The 17,050-nt window shown below is 69.4% G+C and carries 16 protein-coding genes; 12 read left to right on the forward strand and 4 right to left on the reverse strand.

Features of this window, described 5'->3' with window-relative positions; all coding sequences use genetic code 11:
• Window positions 1-17: 17 nt before the first annotated feature.
• The 3 genes from BM070_RS11300 to BM070_RS11310 are packed head-to-tail and all read left to right on the forward strand — an operon-like array spanning window position 18 to window position 4,069.
• Window positions 18-1,031: a tripartite tricarboxylate transporter substrate-binding protein gene (locus tag BM070_RS11300; RefSeq protein ID WP_059400375.1), complete on the forward strand. Its 1,014-nt coding sequence runs from the start codon at window positions 18-20 to the stop codon at window positions 1,029-1,031.
• Window positions 1,032-1,035: 4 nt separating this feature from the next.
• Window positions 1,036-2,865, forward strand: a complete 1,830-nt coding sequence (locus BM070_RS11305; protein WP_082136770.1) for a putative bifunctional diguanylate cyclase/phosphodiesterase — start codon at window positions 1,036-1,038, stop codon at window positions 2,863-2,865.
• Between the two features lie 10 nt (window positions 2,866-2,875).
• Window positions 2,876-4,069 carry an ABC transporter substrate-binding protein gene (locus BM070_RS11310; protein ID WP_059400376.1) on the forward strand — a complete coding sequence of 398 codons (1,194 nt, stop codon included), beginning with the start codon at window positions 2,876-2,878 and terminating at the stop codon, window positions 4,067-4,069.
• 107 nt (window positions 4,070-4,176) lie between these two features.
• Here the strand turns inward: BM070_RS11310 and BM070_RS11315 are convergent, their stop codons facing one another.
• On the reverse strand, window positions 4,177-5,088 hold the full coding sequence (locus BM070_RS11315; RefSeq protein ID WP_059400377.1) for a LysR family transcriptional regulator: 912 nt from the start codon (window positions 5,086-5,088) through the stop codon (window positions 4,177-4,179).
• A 115-nt stretch (window positions 5,089-5,203) separates the two neighbouring features.
• On the opposite strand from BM070_RS11315, the gene BM070_RS11320 reads away from it, so the two are divergent.
• The 3 genes from BM070_RS11320 to BM070_RS11330 all read left to right on the forward strand — a co-directional run bounded on the left by BM070_RS11320 (window position 5,204) and on the right by BM070_RS11330 (window position 7,444).
• Window positions 5,204-6,175, forward strand: coding sequence for a Bug family tripartite tricarboxylate transporter substrate binding protein (locus tag BM070_RS11320; protein WP_059400378.1), 972 nt, complete (start codon window positions 5,204-5,206; stop codon window positions 6,173-6,175).
• Window positions 6,176-6,182: 7 nt separating this feature from the next.
• Window positions 6,183-7,157, forward strand: coding sequence for an alpha/beta fold hydrolase (locus BM070_RS11325; protein WP_082136771.1), 975 nt, complete (start codon window positions 6,183-6,185; stop codon window positions 7,155-7,157).
• A gap of 74 nt (window positions 7,158-7,231) precedes the next feature.
• Complete coding sequence (locus BM070_RS11330; RefSeq protein ID WP_059400380.1) at window positions 7,232-7,444, forward strand: hypothetical protein; 213 nt, start codon at window positions 7,232-7,234, stop codon at window positions 7,442-7,444.
• A 120-nt stretch (window positions 7,445-7,564) separates the two neighbouring features.
• Here the strand turns inward: BM070_RS11330 and BM070_RS11335 are convergent, their stop codons facing one another.
• Entirely contained in the window at window positions 7,565-8,566 is a 1,002-nt protein-coding gene (locus tag BM070_RS11335) for a LysR family transcriptional regulator (RefSeq protein WP_059400381.1), read from the reverse strand.
• A 112-nt stretch (window positions 8,567-8,678) separates the two neighbouring features.
• Window positions 8,679-10,901 (reverse strand): endonuclease, encoded by a 2,223-nt coding sequence (locus BM070_RS11340; protein WP_139222804.1) that lies wholly within the window; start codon window positions 10,899-10,901, stop codon window positions 8,679-8,681.
• Window positions 10,902-11,130: 229 nt separating this feature from the next.
• Here BM070_RS11340 and BM070_RS11345 point away from each other — a divergent pair, with 229 nt between their 5' ends.
• The 6 genes from BM070_RS11345 to BM070_RS11370 all read left to right on the forward strand — a co-directional run bounded on the left by BM070_RS11345 (window position 11,131) and on the right by BM070_RS11370 (window position 16,283).
• Window positions 11,131-12,108, forward strand: a complete 978-nt coding sequence (locus tag BM070_RS11345) for a tripartite tricarboxylate transporter substrate-binding protein (protein WP_063840195.1) — start codon at window positions 11,131-11,133, stop codon at window positions 12,106-12,108.
• 309 nt (window positions 12,109-12,417) lie between these two features.
• Window positions 12,418-13,365 (forward strand): hypothetical protein, encoded by a 948-nt coding sequence (locus tag BM070_RS11350; protein WP_139222805.1) that lies wholly within the window; start codon window positions 12,418-12,420, stop codon window positions 13,363-13,365.
• Window positions 13,366-13,668: 303 nt separating this feature from the next.
• Window positions 13,669-14,382: an autoinducer binding domain-containing protein gene (locus tag BM070_RS11355; protein WP_059400385.1), complete on the forward strand. Its 714-nt coding sequence runs from the start codon at window positions 13,669-13,671 to the stop codon at window positions 14,380-14,382.
• 99 nt (window positions 14,383-14,481) lie between these two features.
• Window positions 14,482-14,901 carry a DUF4902 domain-containing protein gene (locus tag BM070_RS11360; protein ID WP_059400386.1) on the forward strand — a complete coding sequence of 140 codons (420 nt, stop codon included), beginning with the start codon at window positions 14,482-14,484 and terminating at the stop codon, window positions 14,899-14,901.
• A 48-nt stretch (window positions 14,902-14,949) separates the two neighbouring features.
• The gene (locus tag BM070_RS11365; RefSeq protein ID WP_092939581.1) at window positions 14,950-15,552 is read left to right on the forward strand and encodes an acyl-homoserine-lactone synthase; all 603 of its coding nucleotides are present in this window, start codon (window positions 14,950-14,952) and stop codon (window positions 15,550-15,552) included.
• 86 nt (window positions 15,553-15,638) lie between these two features.
• A complete protein-coding gene (locus tag BM070_RS11370; protein WP_139222806.1) occupies window positions 15,639-16,283 on the forward strand; it encodes a hypothetical protein in 645 nt (214 codons plus the stop codon).
• A gap of 89 nt (window positions 16,284-16,372) precedes the next feature.
• Here the strand turns inward: BM070_RS11370 and BM070_RS11375 are convergent, their stop codons facing one another.
• Entirely contained in the window at window positions 16,373-17,047 is a 675-nt protein-coding gene (locus BM070_RS11375; RefSeq protein ID WP_059400451.1) for a TetR/AcrR family transcriptional regulator, read from the reverse strand.
• Window positions 17,048-17,050: the final 3 nt, after the last annotated feature.

Here is a 17,050-nt window from a genome sequence, read left to right on the forward strand (position 1 = left end):
AGACCAGGAGACATGTCATGAGCACAGCTTCGCTGCGGCACCCGCCGCCGCCCCCGCGCGCGTCCCGCCGCACGCTCCTGCGCGCCGCGGGCGCGGCGGCGGCCTGCCTCGCCGCCCCGGCCCTCGCACAGCCGGGCGCCGTCGTGAAGTTTACGGTGGGCTACCCGCCCGGGGGGCTGATGGACGCCATCGCGCGCTTGCTGGCGCAGGGATTGGAACGGGAACTTCGGCGAACCGTGATCGTGGAGAACCGCCCCGGGGCGGGCGCGCGGCTGGCCGCAAGCCTCTTCAAGCGCCAGCCAGCGGACGGAACGAACCTGATGCTGGCCACGGACTCCCTCATGGTGCATGCGCCGCATGTGTTCACGAGGCTCGGCTTCGACGTGTTCCAGGACTTCACGCCGGTGGCGGCGGTCTCGAGCTTTTCCTATGTGCTGGCCACGGGTCCGGACCCCAGGGCCGACTCGCTGGGGGCGCTGGCCGAATGGCTCCGCAGAAGCCCTGATCGCGCGGCGTTCGGCCACCCCGGCGCGGGCAGCGCGCCGCATTTCTTCGGACTGGTGCTGGGCGAGAAGTTTGGCGTGCCGCTGACGGCCGTGCCCTACCAGGGCGGCGCCCCCCTGCTGACGGCGCTGGCGTCCGGCGGGCAGATCACCTTTGGCGTCAACGCGCTGGCCTCGGACATGCTGGAGTTCCACCGGTCCGGCAGGACGCGCATCCAGGCCGTCACCGGCGACCAGCGCAGCGCGCTGCTTCCCGACGTTCCCACCTTCGGTGAACTCGGCTATCCGTCCGTGCCCCGCGGCTGGTCGGCCCTCTACCTGCCGCACGACGCGGCGGCGGAGGTGGTGTCGCGCCTGAACGAGGCGCTCCAGGCGGTGCTGGCGCAACAGGAGGTGCGCGAGCGCATCGCCGGCTTTGGCATGCAGACCGAGAGCGGCAGCGCGCAGCGGTTGGCCAGGCTCGCCCGCGCGGACTACGCTACCTGGAAGCCCATCATCGAGAAGTCCGGCTTCAAGCTGGACAGCTGACGCGATGACAGGCACGGATGGACAAAAGGGGCCCGGGCTCCTCGAGGATGCATCCCCGGTCCCGGCGCGGCATCTGCCGCACCGGGAAACCCTGGCGCTTGCGGCCATGGAGGCATCTCCCGACGGGATCCTGATGGTGGACCGGGCAGGGCACATCGTCATGGTCAATGCGGCCATGGAGGCCATCTCCGGCTATGCGTCCGAGGAACTGTGCGGACAGTCGGTAGGCATCTTCCTTCCGCCGGCCGCCCGCGACGCGCACGCCCGCCAGCTGGAGGCGTATTTCCGGTCGCCGTCGGGCAGGCCCATGGGCAGGGGACAGGATTTCCGGATCATGCGCAAGGACGGCAGCCTGACGGCCGTGGCTATCGCGCTGGGCCACACGGATGTCTCCGGCGGAACCGCCGTGGCATTCGTGCGCGATATCTCGGACGTGCGCGGGCTGGAGGCCAGGATCCGCTTCCAGGCCACCCACGATACGCTGACGGGCCTGGCCAACCGCTGGCAGTTTGGCCTGGAACTCGAACAGGCCATCGCCGTTTCGGAGCGAACGGGCCAGTCCTTCGCGTTGTTGCTGCTGGACCTGGACGACTTCAAGGCCATCAACGACGGCTATGGGCATGCCGCGGGCGAACGGCTGCTGCTGGAGGCGTCGCGGCGGCTCCAAAGCGCGCTGCGTGCCGGCGATACCGTGGCGCGGCTCGGTGGCGACGAGTTCACCGTGGTCCTGCCCGCGATCGCGCAGCCCCAGGACGTGGAGCAAGTGGCCGCCAAGCTGCTCGGTGTCCTGTGCCAGCCCTACCGGATGCACGGCTTCGATCTGGCGTTCAGCGCCAGCCTGGGAATCGCCGTGTATCCCAGGGATGCGCGGGACGCCACCACGCTGCTGCGCTACGCGGACATGGCCATGTACCACGCCAAGAATTCCGGCCGCGCCAGCTACGCCTTCTACGCGCACCACATGGGCTGGCGCATGGAGGAGAAGCTCCAGCTGCGCGAGCAGCTCAAGATCGCGCTGGACTCCGACGGGCTGGAACTGCACTACCAGCCGCAGGTCAATGTGGCCACGGCCGAGGTCGAATCAGTGGAAGCACTGCTGCGATGGACCCATCCCCAACTCGGGGAGATCCCGCCCAGCCGTTTCATCCCCGTGGCGGAGGCCACGGGCATGATCCTCGCACTGGGTGCCTGGGTGATCGACCGCGCGTGCCGGCAGATCGCCGCGTGGACGGAGGCCGGCCTGCCGCTGCGTGTCGCGGTCAACCTGTCGACGCAGCAACTGCGCCAGGTGGACCTCGTCGAGCAGATCGAGCGCAGCCTGGCTCGGCATGGCGCGCGTCCCGATCTCCTGGAGATCGAAGTGACCGAATCGGAAGCCATGGCGGATCCGGAGCAGGCCAGGCAGGTGCTGTGGCGCCTGCAACGGCTGGGCATCTCCATCACGCTGGACGATTTCGGGACCGGTTATTCCTCGCTGGCCTATCTGAAGCATCTGCCGGTGTCGCGCATCAAGATCGACCGCGATTTCCTGCGCCCTTTGTTGCGCAGCCCCGAAGATGCCGCCCTCGTGCGGGCCATCGTCGTGCTGGCGCAGACCCTGGGCCTGCGGGTGGTGGCCGAGGGCGTGGAGAGCACCGAGCAGCTTTCGCTGCTCGTGCGCTACGGCTGCGATGCGTACCAGGGCTGGCTGTTTTCCAAGGCCGTGGCGGCGCACCAGATTGCCGGGCTGCTGCGGTCGGCGCCGCCGGACGACGCGCTCCCGCCCACCCATATCGATGCGGCGAACGAGACGTGGGCCCGCCGCATCCCTTCTGAAGTCCAACTGTCCAAGTAGGAGAACCGCCATGGGAAATGCATTGGTGCATTCGGGAGACGCAGCGCAGCCTGGATCGAAGCCCCGCCCCGGATGGGCGCGGCGCCGTCTGCTGCGCGCCGCGGCCTGGCTCGCGCTGGCACCAGCCGGCTGGGCCTTCGCCGCCGAGCCGCTGGTCATTGGCCAGTCCCTGCCCCTGGGCAGCGCCGACGACGGCAGTGCCGCGCGCGCCAGTGCGGGCGCCCGGGCCTACATCGAGTTCGTCAACGCCTCGGGAGGCATCCGCGGGCGGCAGCTCAAGCTGCTCACCTTGGACGATGGAGGCGACCCGCGCCGCCACGTCGACAACCTGCGCCAGCTGGTCACCCAGCACAAGGCGGTCGCGTTGCTCAACTGCGTGGGCGATGCCGCCTGCGCGGCGGGCGCGCAGGTGGCGCGCACCGAGAAGGTGGCGCTGATCGGCCCGATGTCGGGGGCGGCAGCCCTCGGCCGGGACGCCAACCCTTATGTGTTCCGCACGCGCGCGACCTATGCGATGGAGGCGGAGGCGCTGACCAAGCAGATGCTGGCGCTCGGCACGAGCAAGGTCGTGATCGTCACCGACCGGCTTCCCGTCTCCGAGGGCGCGGCCGCGCTGCAGGAGGCCTTCGCGCGGCAGCGCATCGCATCGACCGTGCTCGACGTGGACCCTTCCGCGTCGGCATCGGTGGCGCGTTTCCGCTCCGAGGCCACTTCGGGCAGGTACCACGCGATGTTCGTGGACATGGGCGTGGAGGGCTTCGCACTCGTATCCAGGCTGAGCCAGGAAGCCAGCGACCGGTGGCCGTTGTTCGTCACGACCTTCGCCGCGGGCAACGTGAACTCGCTGCTGACCGGGTTCTCGGGCAGGGTGGTGGGTTTCACCTCGGTCGTTCCCAACCCCGAGGTCGCGTCGATCCAGTTGACCCGGGACCTGCAGGAGCACGCGGAGCGTTTCGCGGGCGGCGGACAGGCGGTGACCTTCGCCGGGATGGAGGGCTACATCAACGCGCGCATCTGCGTGGACGCGCTGCGGCGCGCCTCCGCGGCGGGCATGGTCGACGCGCGCGGCGTACTCGCCGCCATGAACACCATGGGCAGCGTCGATCTCGGGGGCTTCACCGCGAATTTCTCGGCCTCGCCCTCCGCCGCCTCCGACCGGGTCGATATCGTCGTGCGGTCGCGCAGCGGGCACCTGTTGAAGTGACGCCGGCATCCCGCCGCCTCGGCGCTGACTGCCTAGCCCTGCGTGAATCTCGTGCAAGGGTCCGACTGCAGAGACGGCCGATCACCGAGGTAGAAAGTCCCCGGACTTCAGTGACCGGATGCCAATAGTTGTGGCGCCACCTGACGCAGCAGCGTGCGAAGCCACTTGTTCGCGCCGTCGCCATGGACCCGACGATGCCAATGCTGAACCACGGTGAAGCGGGGCTGGGCAATGGGCAGCGCGAAAACGTGCAGACGCGGCCTATCCGGATGGAGGGCGACAAGGCTCTCGGGTACGGCCGCCACCAGGTCGGACTGCGCAACGAGCGAGGGCACGGACAGAAAATCCGGAACCTGTAGCTGCACTCGGCGGGAAGGCGAGAGAGCGGCCAGCGCGGCCTCGATGCGTCCGATGGCCGGGCCGCGCGGCGTGACCACACAATGCGCGCTGCGCAGGTAGCCGCTGACCGTCTGCAGCTCTGCGCGCAATGGATGGGATTTGCGCGCAATGCCGACGTACTGCTGCTCCAGCAGCCGTTGGCGATAGAGGTTCGGATGGGCCTTGCTGGGCGTGCCGATCACGAGGTCGATCCGGCCCGCCTCGAGCTCGGCCCACACCTCCTCGCCGCCTGCACGCACGATCTCCAGTCCGATGCGCCAGTCTTCGTTGGCGATGCGCCGCAACAGGCCGGGCAGGAACACAAGTTCCGCCACGTCGATCATGTGGATGCGGAAGACCCGGCTGGAGCGCTGCGGATCGAAAGACTCGCTCAGTCTCTGGACGCGCTCGAAGTCGAGCAGCAGACGCTCGGCCTCGGTGGCAAGCTTGATTGCCAGCGGCGTGCGCGTCAACTGGTTTCCCGATCGCTCGAACAGCGGGTCGCCATAGTGCGCGCGCAACCGGGACAGCGCATGGCTGACCGTCGATTGGCTCAGGTTGAGGCTCGCTGCTGCGGCAGTCACGCTGCCATGCCGGGCCAGCGCTTGCACCACCCGCAGCAGGTCAATGTCGAGGGCCATGCGTCAATTTCAGGGTTATCGATGCCGTCGATGGATTCTATGGCCCACGTCGTTGGGCGTCGCGCCGAGCCGTTCCTAAGATGGCTGTGGATTCGCCCACAACAAGGAGACACGCATGCTTCGTCAGTTCGTTCGATTCATTGCCGCCGCGCTCGCGTTTGGCGCGTGCGGCGTTCAAGCTCAGCCGCAGACGGGTTTTCCGGTCAAGCCCGTTCGCATCGTGATTCCCTACCCGGCGGGAGGACCAGTCGATGCTGCGGGCCGCCAGATTGCCAAGGGCATGCAGGAGATGCTCAAGCAGCCCGTGATCGTCGACAACAAGCCGGGAGCCAGCAGCACCATTGGCAGCGCCGAGGTTGCACGGGCCCCAGCGGACGGCCATACGGTGCTTCTGACGCTGGCCGATAGCTTTACCTACGTTCCTCACCTCTTCAAGAAGCTGCCCTACGACCCCTTTAAGGACTTCGCATTCGTCACCCAGTTGGCGCTGACACCGCCTGTGCTGATCTTGCGGACCGACGCGGGTGTCTCAGGGCTGAAGCAAATTGGCCCGGGCGGTGCTGCGCTCAACTACGGCACGTGGGGCCCAGGGAGCTACCCGCACCTGATCGGCTCGGCGCTAGCCCGGCAGACGCGCGGCAACCTGACCATCGTCGCCTACAAAGGAGGTGCGCCCGCCGCGCAGGATCTCATGGGCGGACATATCCAGATGACGATCGCCAGCATTCCGCAGGCTTTGGACATCCAGCAGAAGGGCCTTGCCACCATTTCCGCCATCGCCGGCACGCAGCGTTCACCGCTGATCCCCGACGTCCCCACCTTCGTCGAGCTGGGCTTCACCGATCCGACTTTCGCGGTCCCGATCTGGCTGGGCCTGGCCGCACCCGCCGGAACTCCCGTGTCCGTGGTGAGCCGGCTTCGGGATGCCGCGGTCGCGGCGCTGAAGCTGCCGGAGACGCAGAAGTTCCTCCAAGGCTTCGGATGGCGCGCGCTGGGCAACTCGCCGTCCGAGTTCCGCGCGGCGGTGGAGCGCGAGGGGCCTGTGATCGCGGAAGCCATGAGGCTCGCGGGCGTACAGCCGGAGTAGCCGAGCGATGCCGTCGAAGGGTTGTACCCATGCCGAGGAGTGGCGCATCCCCAGCACCTCGGATCCTGATGCGTGTCTGTTTGTCCGAAGGCGCGGCAAGCCCGGATCGGTGCCCGCGGTGTTGGTTCACGGCTTCTTTCAGCCGGGGTCGGCCATCCTGGACGTTCCCGGCTATTCGCTCCAGCAGGCGCTTGCGGACGCGGGGCTGCGTGTCTATCTGTTCGATCTTCGTGGCTATGGCCGTTCGAGCCGCCCGGCCTTCATGGAAGTCCCGCCCCAGCACAGCCGCCCTGCGCTGGGCTGCATGGCCGATGCGGTCGCAGACCTCGCCGACGTCGTGGCGTTCGTGCGAAAGCAAGAGGACGTCGCCTGCGTGGACCTGATCGGCTATTCGTGGGGCACGGCTCGCAGCGCCAACTTCACGCTGGCGGCCCCGGGGTGCGTGCGCCGCCTGGCCCTCTACGCGCCGGTCTGGCGCCCCGCCGCTGGCGCCGCGGCGAACGTCGGTGACGGCAAGGTCCCCCCAAACCTCGACCCCCGCCTTGGCGGCTACACCGTCGTGTTGCGTGGTGCGCTGAGGCGTGGATGGGACTGGGAGATTGGCGCTGCCGACGCGGCGGAGTATCGAGACCCCGCTGCGCTGGCGTGTGCGGAAAGCTCGCTGATGGATTCCGACCAAGGGCGTGGCAGCTCTGCCGAAGGCTTCCGCGCACCCATGGGCCCAAAGGTGGATGCGCTTCAGGTGCTCCGGGGAGGACAGCTCTTCGATGCACCCCGGCTGCGCCACGACCTCCTTCTGGTGCGAGGCGCGCAGGACAAGCTCTCGAGCGAGGGTGATGCCGCGGCCCTCTTTGAGTCTCTCGGGTCGCCGCACAAGCGGCTCGTGACCATAGACCGGGGTACGCACCTTCTGCATCTGGAGCATGCGCGGTGGCGGCTGGTGGACGAACTGGCGGGATTCCTCGCGGGCGACAGGGTGTGAACTGCGCGGTCGGACTGTGGCCTCCAGTCATCCGCGTCCCGGGTTCCGCGAGCCCGTAGTTCGCTCTCGGGCTGGTGGGCTCCATCAAGACGCGCATCTGCGTGGACACGCTGCAGCGCGCCTCCGCGGCGGGCATGGTCGACGCGTGCGGCGTACTCGCCGCCATGAACAACATGGGCAGCGTCGATCTCGGGGGCTTCACCGCGAATTTCTCGGCCTCGCCCTCCGCCGCCTCCGACCGGGTCGACGTCGTCGTGCGGGCGCGCAGCGGGCACCTGCTGAAATAGCACGGGCCGCCGTTCGTTTCCCGCCTACGCCCGCGAGCAAGTGCGCGTGCGACCGCTGCGCCAGCAGTTCTCCAGTGCATCGCACCGATCGCCGATGGGCCGTGTCCGTGCGAACCGGCCCTAGTCGCGGCGCGAGGGCCGCCGGGCCGCCGGCGATGCGCTGGCGGTCCCTGAGCGGCCGGGGGTCGCTTGACCGCCTCGCGCCGAAGCCCCGGTACGGAGGACATCGATCAGCATGTCCATGGACGCGGTCCGGGTGCGGTCCTTCAGCGTGACGAGCCCCATGGCCACGGCAAGCGGGTTCTGGTCTTCCAGCTGCGACAACTCGCGCACCTGGAGGCTGCACAGCCCACAGCCCGGGCGCTCCGCGCCCATGGCCTGCGGCGCGGCGAGGATGACGGCATCGGTCCGAAGCGCGTACTCGCGCAGGACGATGACGCTCTCGCATTCCAAGGCCAGCGGCAGCATTCCCTTCTCGTCGCGGGCGATCAGCTTCGCCAGCCGGGCGCTCAGGATCGCGGGGATATGGACGGAGGCGAGCCGCTGCGCCCGCAGCTCCCCGAGGGTCACGGTCGCGCGGCCGGCCAGGGGATGGCCTTCGCGGCACATCAGGCTGAGCCGCATGCGCCCGATCGGCTCGACCGCGCAGCGTTCATGGTCGATGAGCTCGCGCACATCGGCGACGAAGAAGTCGAGTTGCTCCTCCATCAGCCTTCTTTGCAGCTCCCGGGTGTGCGCGACGTCCAGCCGCACGCCGACGCGCGGGTGGGCTTGCTGGAACGCGGCGATGGCGGGGAGCACCACCGCCGGCGCGGACAGCGGGCCCGCGCCCACGACCAGGTCGCCGAGCTCGCCCGTGCGCAGGAGCCGCAGCTCCTCGGACAGCTCCTCGCTGCTCAGCAGGAGCCTTTTGGCCCTGGCGAGCACCCGCTCGCCTGCCATCGTGAGCCGGACCCCGTTCGCCCGCCGGTCGAAGAGGGGCATCGACACGGACTCCTCGAGGGCGGCGACGCTGCGGCTGAACGCGGAGGCCGACAGGAAGGCCCGCTCCGCCGCGCGCCCGAAGTGCTGTTCCTCGGACAGCAGCACCATGTGGTGGAGCTGTTTCAGGTTGATGGGCATCGCTGTCGCCTCCTGTGTTGCGCATGGCCGCCAGGCCCGCGCGCTCCCGGCATCCGCGCGGTTCACTCGCGGGACACGGGGTCCGCCAGATCCGGTGGGCCGCCATGGCGCTTCAGGGCGCGGCGGTCGCCGAGGCCGGCGCCTCGGTGCCGTCCTGCGGTGCCTGGGGGTCCTGGGCCGCGTCGAAGGATTCCTCGAGGAGCCGGGCCATGTCCTCCAGGTTCATCACGAACTGCGCGAACTCCAGCCGGCGGTCCTTGAGGGCGATGCCGCGCCTTGCGGGGGCCATGGCGGCATGCTGCGTCTGGAGTACGGACTTCCCATCCAGGTAGTCGAGCAGGTCGTCGACCTCGAAGGCCTCGGCGCGCCAGAAGCGGCGCGGCGGCTCTCCGGGACCTCTTCCCACGTAGCCGCGCACCAGCAAGTTGATCAGCTCGTGCGCCTGTCGCACCGGGTGGGCGCCGCAGCGGTAGCCGCTGAAGGCGCGGTTGGCCGTGACCACGCAGGTGCGCACGCGCGCCGGGGCGGTGGCGTCCCAGCCAAGCGCCTTGAAGAGCCGCGCCTGGTTGCCGGGTTCCGCGAGCCATAGGGCGCGGAGGTCCAGTTGCTCCTCTGCCTTCAGGACCAGGTCGTAGCTGTTGCGCAGCTCGTGCGGCGAGCACGGGTGGTAGGCGTTCTTGCATTCGATGACGAAGAGCACGCCATCGCGGTAGCAGAAGATGTCGGTCTCGCGCCTGCCGCTGATGTTGAAGTCGAAGCTCTCCCGCACGAGAAAGCCCGCTTGCCGCAGCGCCGTCGCCACGGCCACCTGCATCGGATCGTCGGCCGCCGCGGTCACGCCCTTGATCCCGCTGGCGTGCATGATGCTGCGCGCGAGGTTGGACTTGGCCACGATCGCCGGTGGAATGGCGATATAGTCGCCCTTGGGGTCCAGCGAGTGCACGAACGGCCGGTACTGGAGGTCGATGTACACGTTGGCGCCCGCCGCGGAGTTCGTCGTCGGCAGCGACAGCAGCGAGATCAGCTCCTGCGCCTTCTCTGGCGACATCACGACCTGCAGCATCCGCAGCAGATCCGCGCGTGGCGCGACCATCACGGTGGACCGAAGCCCCAGGACCCTGCGCTTCACTGGGTCGTCCACCGTTTCCAGCTTCTTGCGGAACATGGTGTCGATGAGGTTGAACAGCCGTTGCGCCTTGAGCAGGTCCATGATGGAGAGCTGCCCGCTGACCCGCAGGTCGGTGCTGCCGGGCGGCTGGAAGGTGTCGATCAGGGCGCCTTGGAGGAGAGGGAACTCCTCCAGGAACGGGCCGTCGACATTCAGGATCTCGATCAGCGGCGCAAGACTTGGCAGCGTGATCACGAACCGCTCTACGGGCTCTGTCCGGAGCGAAACGAACTCCAGCAGGCCGGCCTGGAAGAACGCGGACAGCGCGTCCTGGAACGAGGGCAGCTTCGGCTGCTCACCGCCCAGGTGCCGCTCGGACGAGGCCGCGCGTATCAGCAACTGCTGGTCGGCCTGGATGTAGCCCAGCCGGACGGATCGTTCGAATTCGGGATCGATGGCCGAGACCAGCACCCCGGCGGGGGTGGCTTGCGCCTTGTACGGAAGGCCATCGAGCAGGACCTCCGCGTCGATCAGCTCGTTGAGCCTCAGGGCGTCCACCAGCAGGCTGGAATAGACGCCCTCATGCGCCGATGCGGCGTGGTCGTCGGTCCAGGTCCACGTCCGGGCGCCGATGCCGGGACCGTCCCGCGAGATCATGTAGAGCCGGGAGAACGCCGATGCGAGCTCGGTGGCGCTCCAGCGCAGCGGCTGGCTCTCGTCGGCCTGCTCGCTGCCCAGCCAGTTGATGGAGAACGAGGAGTTGACGAGCGCCAGCAGGGTCTTGAGGGCCGCGCCTCGGCGCGCCTTCAGGCGGTCGACGATGCTCCGGTGGATCTGCCTCGCGGGCCCGGCGAGCGCCAGCAGCGCCTGCACGGACTGCAGGTACTGGACCTGCTCGGACGGCAGCGGCGAGGTCGCGGACAGTTCGAGCGCCGCCGCCACGATCTTCTTCAGGCAGCCGCCGTCGTATCCATAGCGCGAAGCGCGCAACAGGCCGTCCTTGCGCATGCGCGCGAGCCACGTGCTGCCGTCGAGGCGCAGCAGGGCCAACGTGGACGCCACGGCGTCGCGGCGGTCGTTCGCTGCGATGCACCCGGCCAGGCGCTCGTAGAGAGCCTTGGCCTCTTCACGCGTGGCGGTGGGCGCCGGCAGTGCCTGGGCCGCCGCCGCCATGGCGGACAGGGTCGGTGCCTTCAAGAGTTCGGCGATGCATGCGGCCAGGTCCAAGAGGGGCTCCTTCGTGTATTCAGCGCGGGCCTGGCCCGACCGGCCGCCTTCGTCGCCGGCTGCCGCGCCGTTGGCGCGCGGCACCTCCATCTTATTGCAAGGATTGCAACGCTAGGCGGCTTAAATTGCATTGGACGCAAGCTGCCGCCTTGGCTACTCTCCTGGCGAACACGGTACTGGGCGGCCCCGCGCGCACCGGCCCGCAACAAAAGAGACAAAGGAGACAGCGATGGCGTATTCGAGGAGAAGGATCCTGCAGGCCGGGTCGGCTGCGATGGCGCTGGCCGCGTCCGGTCCGCTGCGCGCGGCGCCGGGGCCCGAACTGGCGCGCATCCTCGTGGGCTTTCCGCCGGGCACGACCACGGATGTCGTTGCCCGCAAGATCGGGGACCGGCTCGTCAACGACTATGCGCCGGCCGTCGTGGTGGAAAGCCGCCTCGGGGCGGGCGGTCAGCTCGCCGTGGTCGCGGTCAAGGCCGCGGCGCCCGACGGCGCCAGCATTCTCGTCACCCCCATGTCGATGCTCGGCGTCTATCCGTTCACCTACCGCAAGCTTCCCTATGACCCGGCGGCGGATCTCGCGCCGGTGTCCATGGCCGCAACCCTCGATTGCGGCATCGCGGTCGGCCCCGCGGTCCCGGAGCAGGTGCGGACGGTGAACGACCTGATGGCCTGGTACAAGGCGCACCCGGACCGCGCCAGCATGGGCTCGCCCGCCACGGGGTCGACGCTGCATTTCGCGGCCATCTCGCTCGGCAGGGCGGCGGGCGTGGAGATCACCCACATCGGCTACAAGGGCTCCGGCGCGGCGATCACGGACATGATCGGCGGCAACCTTCCGGCGCTCTGCAGCCCGCTGGGCACTTTCCTGAACCAGCCCAGGCTGCGGCTCCTCGCGACGACCGGGTCCGAACGGAGCCGGTTCACGCCCAAGGTGCCCACGCTGGTGGAGCAGGGCTTCAAGAACATGGTGTTCCAGGAGTGGTACGGCGTCTACCTGCCCGCCGGGGCACCCGCGTTCGCGGTGCAGAAGCTCCATGCGGCCGTGCACCGCGCGCTGGCGTCCAAGGAGGTGGAGGAGAGCTTCGCGTCCTTCGGGATGGAGGTGTCGCCGTCCACGCCTGCGCAACTGACGGAGGCGCTGCGCGATGCCCAGAAGAAGTGGGAGCCGATCGTCAAGAGCATCGGCTTCAGCGCCGACAGCTGAAGCGCACGCTCCCGGCCCTGCCATCCGGCCGCGACCCGCCGCAGCCGCGCCGGCGCTGCGCGCGGCACCGGCAACCGCAGCGGCCCCTGGGTGCCGCCGCTGCATCCATCGCTTCGCCCGCACGCATCCGCCCGCACGCATCCGCCTGCACGCATCCCACTGCCTTACCCCGGGGTCGGCCGGCCGCCTTCGCCCGCGACACTGCGCGACCGCCCCGGCTGGCAGACCAGCCCGGGGCCCTGCGGCTGGCCACGGCCGGGGGTTGAAGCCCGGTGCGAGGCGTGGAAGATGCAGGCGGAGGTGTCAGACATGTCCTTTCGAATGCAGTTGGCCTCGCTCCCGGACGGCGCGGGGTCCTTTGAGGTGTTGAGCTTCGCGACGGTGCGTCGCCCGGCGCATGGCGCCGCGCGCCCCTTCGACCCCGTGCTCGCGGCCACCGTGGGCACGCAGCTGGAGTACGGCAACCTTTTTGCCTATCTGTTCCGCCGGTTCGGCTATCCCAACGAGCCCTGGGACCGGCGCAACGAGCTGGCGCGCTATCTGCTCTCGACGCGCCGCGCCGACTTGTTCCTCGGCGTGGCGCCCCGGCTCGACGGCCGCGCCGATCTCAGCCTGGTCTTCCTCGGCCCCGCGGGACTTGGACAGGCGGCCCGGTCCTTCTGCAGCGCGCCCGTCGAGGCCTGGGAGGGCAGGGCGATCGCGCACGGCGCCCCGAGGGACTGGCCGGGGTGGCTGGGGCCCGCCTCTGCCGCCTCCAGAGCAAGCACCGACCCGCCAGGGAACCCCGCGGACGGCCCGGCACGCCGGCTGCGCGAGGCGCTGCGGCCCCGGCCCGGCGATCCTCCCTCCGTGGCGCTGCGCAAGCGCCGGTACCTGCAGCGCTGCCATGAGCTCTACGCGCGCGTCGAGCCTGCGCCACGGCCGCTGCAGCGGCCCGCCGCATTGAAGGACTGGTCCGATGCGGATCCGCTCAAGCCCTACGCCCTGGCCGCCACACAGGCGCTGCGCGAGCTGAAGCGCGACGTGCGGCTTGGCGACGGCGCGATCGATGTGTTCGGGGCCCGGGCGCCCACTCGGCGCGCGCTCGCCGGCGCGGAGTCCGCCGACCTGTCCTGGAACGCGCTCGTGCCGCAGAACGCCCCGCTCGTCGCCGAGTTGCAGCGGGCGCTCGTGCGCCTCGGCAGAGGCGACGCGCGGCTGGGTGTGGCCCGCGCATTGGCCCTGCTGCAGCGCGAGCCCGGGCGCGCCAGCCGCTGAGGAGCGTCGCATGCAACCCACCGGACGACCGAACAGCGCCAGCGGCTGCCGTCCGGTGGCCTGCGTCTGCCCGCTCCAGGGGACGGTCCGCCGGAATAACCTGCCCGATTTCCGTGCAATCGCAGCAAAATCGGTAGTTGCGTTGCCCGGCACTGCGTGTCGGGCGGCCTGCCGACAGCAATATCCGCTGGCGGCGGGGAGTCGTTGGCCGCCCACAAGGTAGACCAGTGTGTTCCATGTCCATGCACGGTGCGCCCGCCGCCGTGGGGATTCTCTGGAAGGAGGGTGGGCGGGAGAAGAGCCATGGAGAACTGGGCGGGATCCCTGATGCAGGCCATCGACCCCGACGGCGCCGAGGACGAGGTGTTCGCCCATATCGCGTTCGCCGCCAGGGGCCTGGGCTTCGAGTGGTGCGCGTTCGGGCTGCGCGTGCCCCTGCCGGTGACCGATCCGAAGGTCATGCTGGTCAACGACTACCCCGCGGTGTGGCAGCACCGGTATCTCGAGGCGGGCTACGTGCGCGTCGACCCCACGGTGCTGCACGGGCGCAGCAGCCAGGTGCCGCTCGTCTGGAGCGAACAGGTCTTCGCATCGACCCCGGGGCTGTGGTCCGAGGCGCAGTCCGCAGGCCTGCGCTACGGCTGGTGCCAGTCGAGCCTGGACGCGTACGGGGTGACGAGCATGCTCAGCCTGTCGCGCTCGTCCGAGCCGATCACCGGCACGGAGATGGCGGACAAGCGGATGCAGATGTCCTGGCTGGTGAACATCGCGCACATGGCACTGGGCCGCCACTTCAAGCCCAGGCTGTACGGACCGCCGGGCGCCGACCTGACGGCCCGGGAGACGGAAGTGCTCAAATGGACCATCGACGGCAAGACCGCCGGGGAGATCGCGCTCATCCTCTCGATCAGCATCGATACGGTGAACTACCACGTCAAGAACGCGACCCTCAAGATGAATTCGCCCAACAAGGCAACCGCCGCCGTTCGCGCGCTCGCGATGGGCCTGCTGTCGTGAGAAGCGCAGCGACGGTTTGACGGGCCGCCGCCGCTCTCCGAAACTGTCGGGTGCGCGCGGCGGAGCGCCCGGCCCGCGGCATAGGCGCACGATGACGACATGACATGGCAATACGGTCCCGCGTACGGTGAAGGTCCCTGGCTGTCCAGCACGGATGGCTTTGTGCGGCTGTCGCTGGACGCCATGCTCGACCTTCGGCTGGAGCACATGCTTTCGCGGCTGGAACAGGACCCCCAGGACATTGCGCGGTGCGGCGCACAGACCGCGATCTGCGGCTACAGCGAGTGGTTCAGCCGCGCCGCGCCGTGCCTGAGCATCGGCTGGGACTGGCGGCTGGTGTGCGCGCCGGGCGTGCTCGGGCTGGCGCGCGTGGGCTGGCCCCGCAGCAACGTCATGTTGATCGACCGGCATGGCGCCGACTACGCCTGGCGGCGCAATCTCGAAGTCCTGGGCACCGTGGTGGACGCGCTGCCGTGGCGCGACAACCCGCGGCAGGTCCTGTTGCGCTGCACGCTATAAGTGTCCTCCAGCAGTTGGTAGTACCGCAAAGCGCGGGCTGACGATGCAATGGCGGCTCGTCAGTCGTTGCTGGAGGCCGATGTGGAGATTATTGAAGGCACCCCGAGGTCCCTGTCGCCGGAATTGTTCGAGGGCATTGCGCGTTACCGGCACAAGGTGTTCATCGAGACGCTCGGATGGGAGCTTCCGGCCCGCGAGGGGCTGGAGCTGGACCAGTTCGACCGCCCCGACACCATCTATCTGGCCGCCCGCGAGTACGACGGCCGCCTGGTCGGCACCGCCCGCCTGATGCCGACCGACAAGCCCTATCTGCTCGGCGAGGTGTTCCCGCAGCTGATGGGGGGCGTCGAGCCGCCGCGGCGCGCCGACGTCTGGGAACTGTCGCGTTTCGCGGCCGTGGATTTCGCGCAGGCGGGGGCCCATCCCCTGGGCCAGTTCTCGTCGCCGGTCACCCTGCAGCTGCTGCGCGAGGTGCTGCGTCTGGCGGCCGACAACGGCGTCCAGCGCCTGATCACGGTGTCTCCGCTCGGCGTGGAACGGCTGCTGCGGCGAGCCGGCTGTGCCGCCCACCGCGCGGCGCCGCCGGTGGTGATCGGCGGGCAACCGCTCTTCGCGTGCTGGGTCGAAGTGCAGGGACGGCTGTCGAGCTGATGGACCCCATGTGCGATCCCACATGCAGGTTGCCGGCAGATCTCGGTCCGCCTGGCGCCCCACCGCCGCCGTCTGCGGCAGCCGACATGGCGCCGGATGCCCGTGAACCGGGTCCGCGGCGCGCAGGCGCCGCGGTGCAGCCGCCACAGACCCATGGCCAGCTTTCGCTCCTGATCACCGATGGGGCGGTATGGGACCTTCGGCGCGCCGCCCGGCGCAGCGGATGCCGTCTCGCCGAAATGCTGCTGGCGATGTTCGGCCTGGCGCTCGACCGGCAAGGACTGCATGGGGAGGCATCGATCACCGTTCTTTGGCCGGAACCGGGCCAGGGTGGGGCGATGCAGCGCGGCGTCGCCGGTGGCGCCGTGCAGCCGCGCGACGAGACGGCCATGCCGAAGGACATGCGCCGGGCGATCGCGGGCGGTGCTGGCCCCGGCATGGCATACGCCGACGCGCGGGGCGGCGTGGCTTTCCGGTACACGCGGTGCTGGCTGGGAGAGGCGACCATCGCGCGGCTGCTCGAGTCCGACGCGTCAGGTGATCGGGGCGGTGATGGCGGGTTCGATCTGCTGCTCGCGATCAGCGAGTTCGATGACGAACTGCTGCTGGAATGCTTCTACCGGACCGCTGCGACGACCGAACCGTCCGCCCGCCAGTTGCTGCAGGCTTATGTGAGCGACCTTGCAGACATCGCGCGCTCGTCTTCCGAGCCCACCGGCGCACGTGGCTGATCCCCTGGGCCGACCCCTGCCGGCCCGGGACGCGAGGTGCTTCGTCGGCGGGCCGGTTGGAGAGAGGCAAAGGCCGAAGCAGGAGGAACTCACGCCGCGGGCGACGGTACCGATGGCGTGGCGCGCCAACCGTGCAGCAGTGCCTCGACGTGCAGGCTGAGAAAGCGCTGCTGGTCGAAGTCGTTGGGCTGCGGGGTGCGCAGTCCTCCCGCATGCTCCCACAGCGAGAGGAAGAGCATGGGTGCGAGCACGAGCTTGACGGCGTATTGCATTTCGGGAATGCGCAGCTCGCCGCGTTCGACACCCCGCCGCAGGATGCGGCCGACCAGTTCGTTGCCGGGCTCGATGACCTCGCGCCGGTAGAAGTCCGACAGCTCGGGGAAGTTCTGTGCCTCGCACAGCATCAGCTTGGAGATGCCCGCGGCCGGCGTGTCCCCCACGCGCCGCCACCACACCTGCATGCAGTAACGCAGCAGTTCTTCCGTGCTGCCCTCGAAGCTGTCCAGCTCGCGGCCCCATTCGGCGAAGCGTCCTGCGATGACCTCGCGCACCACGGCCTTGAGCAAGTCTTCCTTGGTGGAGAAGTACAGGAACAGCGTGCCCTTGGAGACGCCCGCCCGGGCTGCCACTTCGTCGACGCGGGTGGCGGCGAACCCCTTCTCGACGAACAGCGCGAGCGCCGCCTCCAGCAATTCGCCCGGGCGCGCCTGCTTGCGCCGCTCGAACCTGGAGCCTGTCGCGGAAATGGAAGTGGTGGAGTCCAACGT

Source organism: Paracidovorax wautersii (assembly GCF_900113035.1).
In the GTDB taxonomy this organism is placed as follows: domain Bacteria; phylum Pseudomonadota; class Gammaproteobacteria; order Burkholderiales; family Burkholderiaceae_C; genus Paracidovorax; species Paracidovorax wautersii.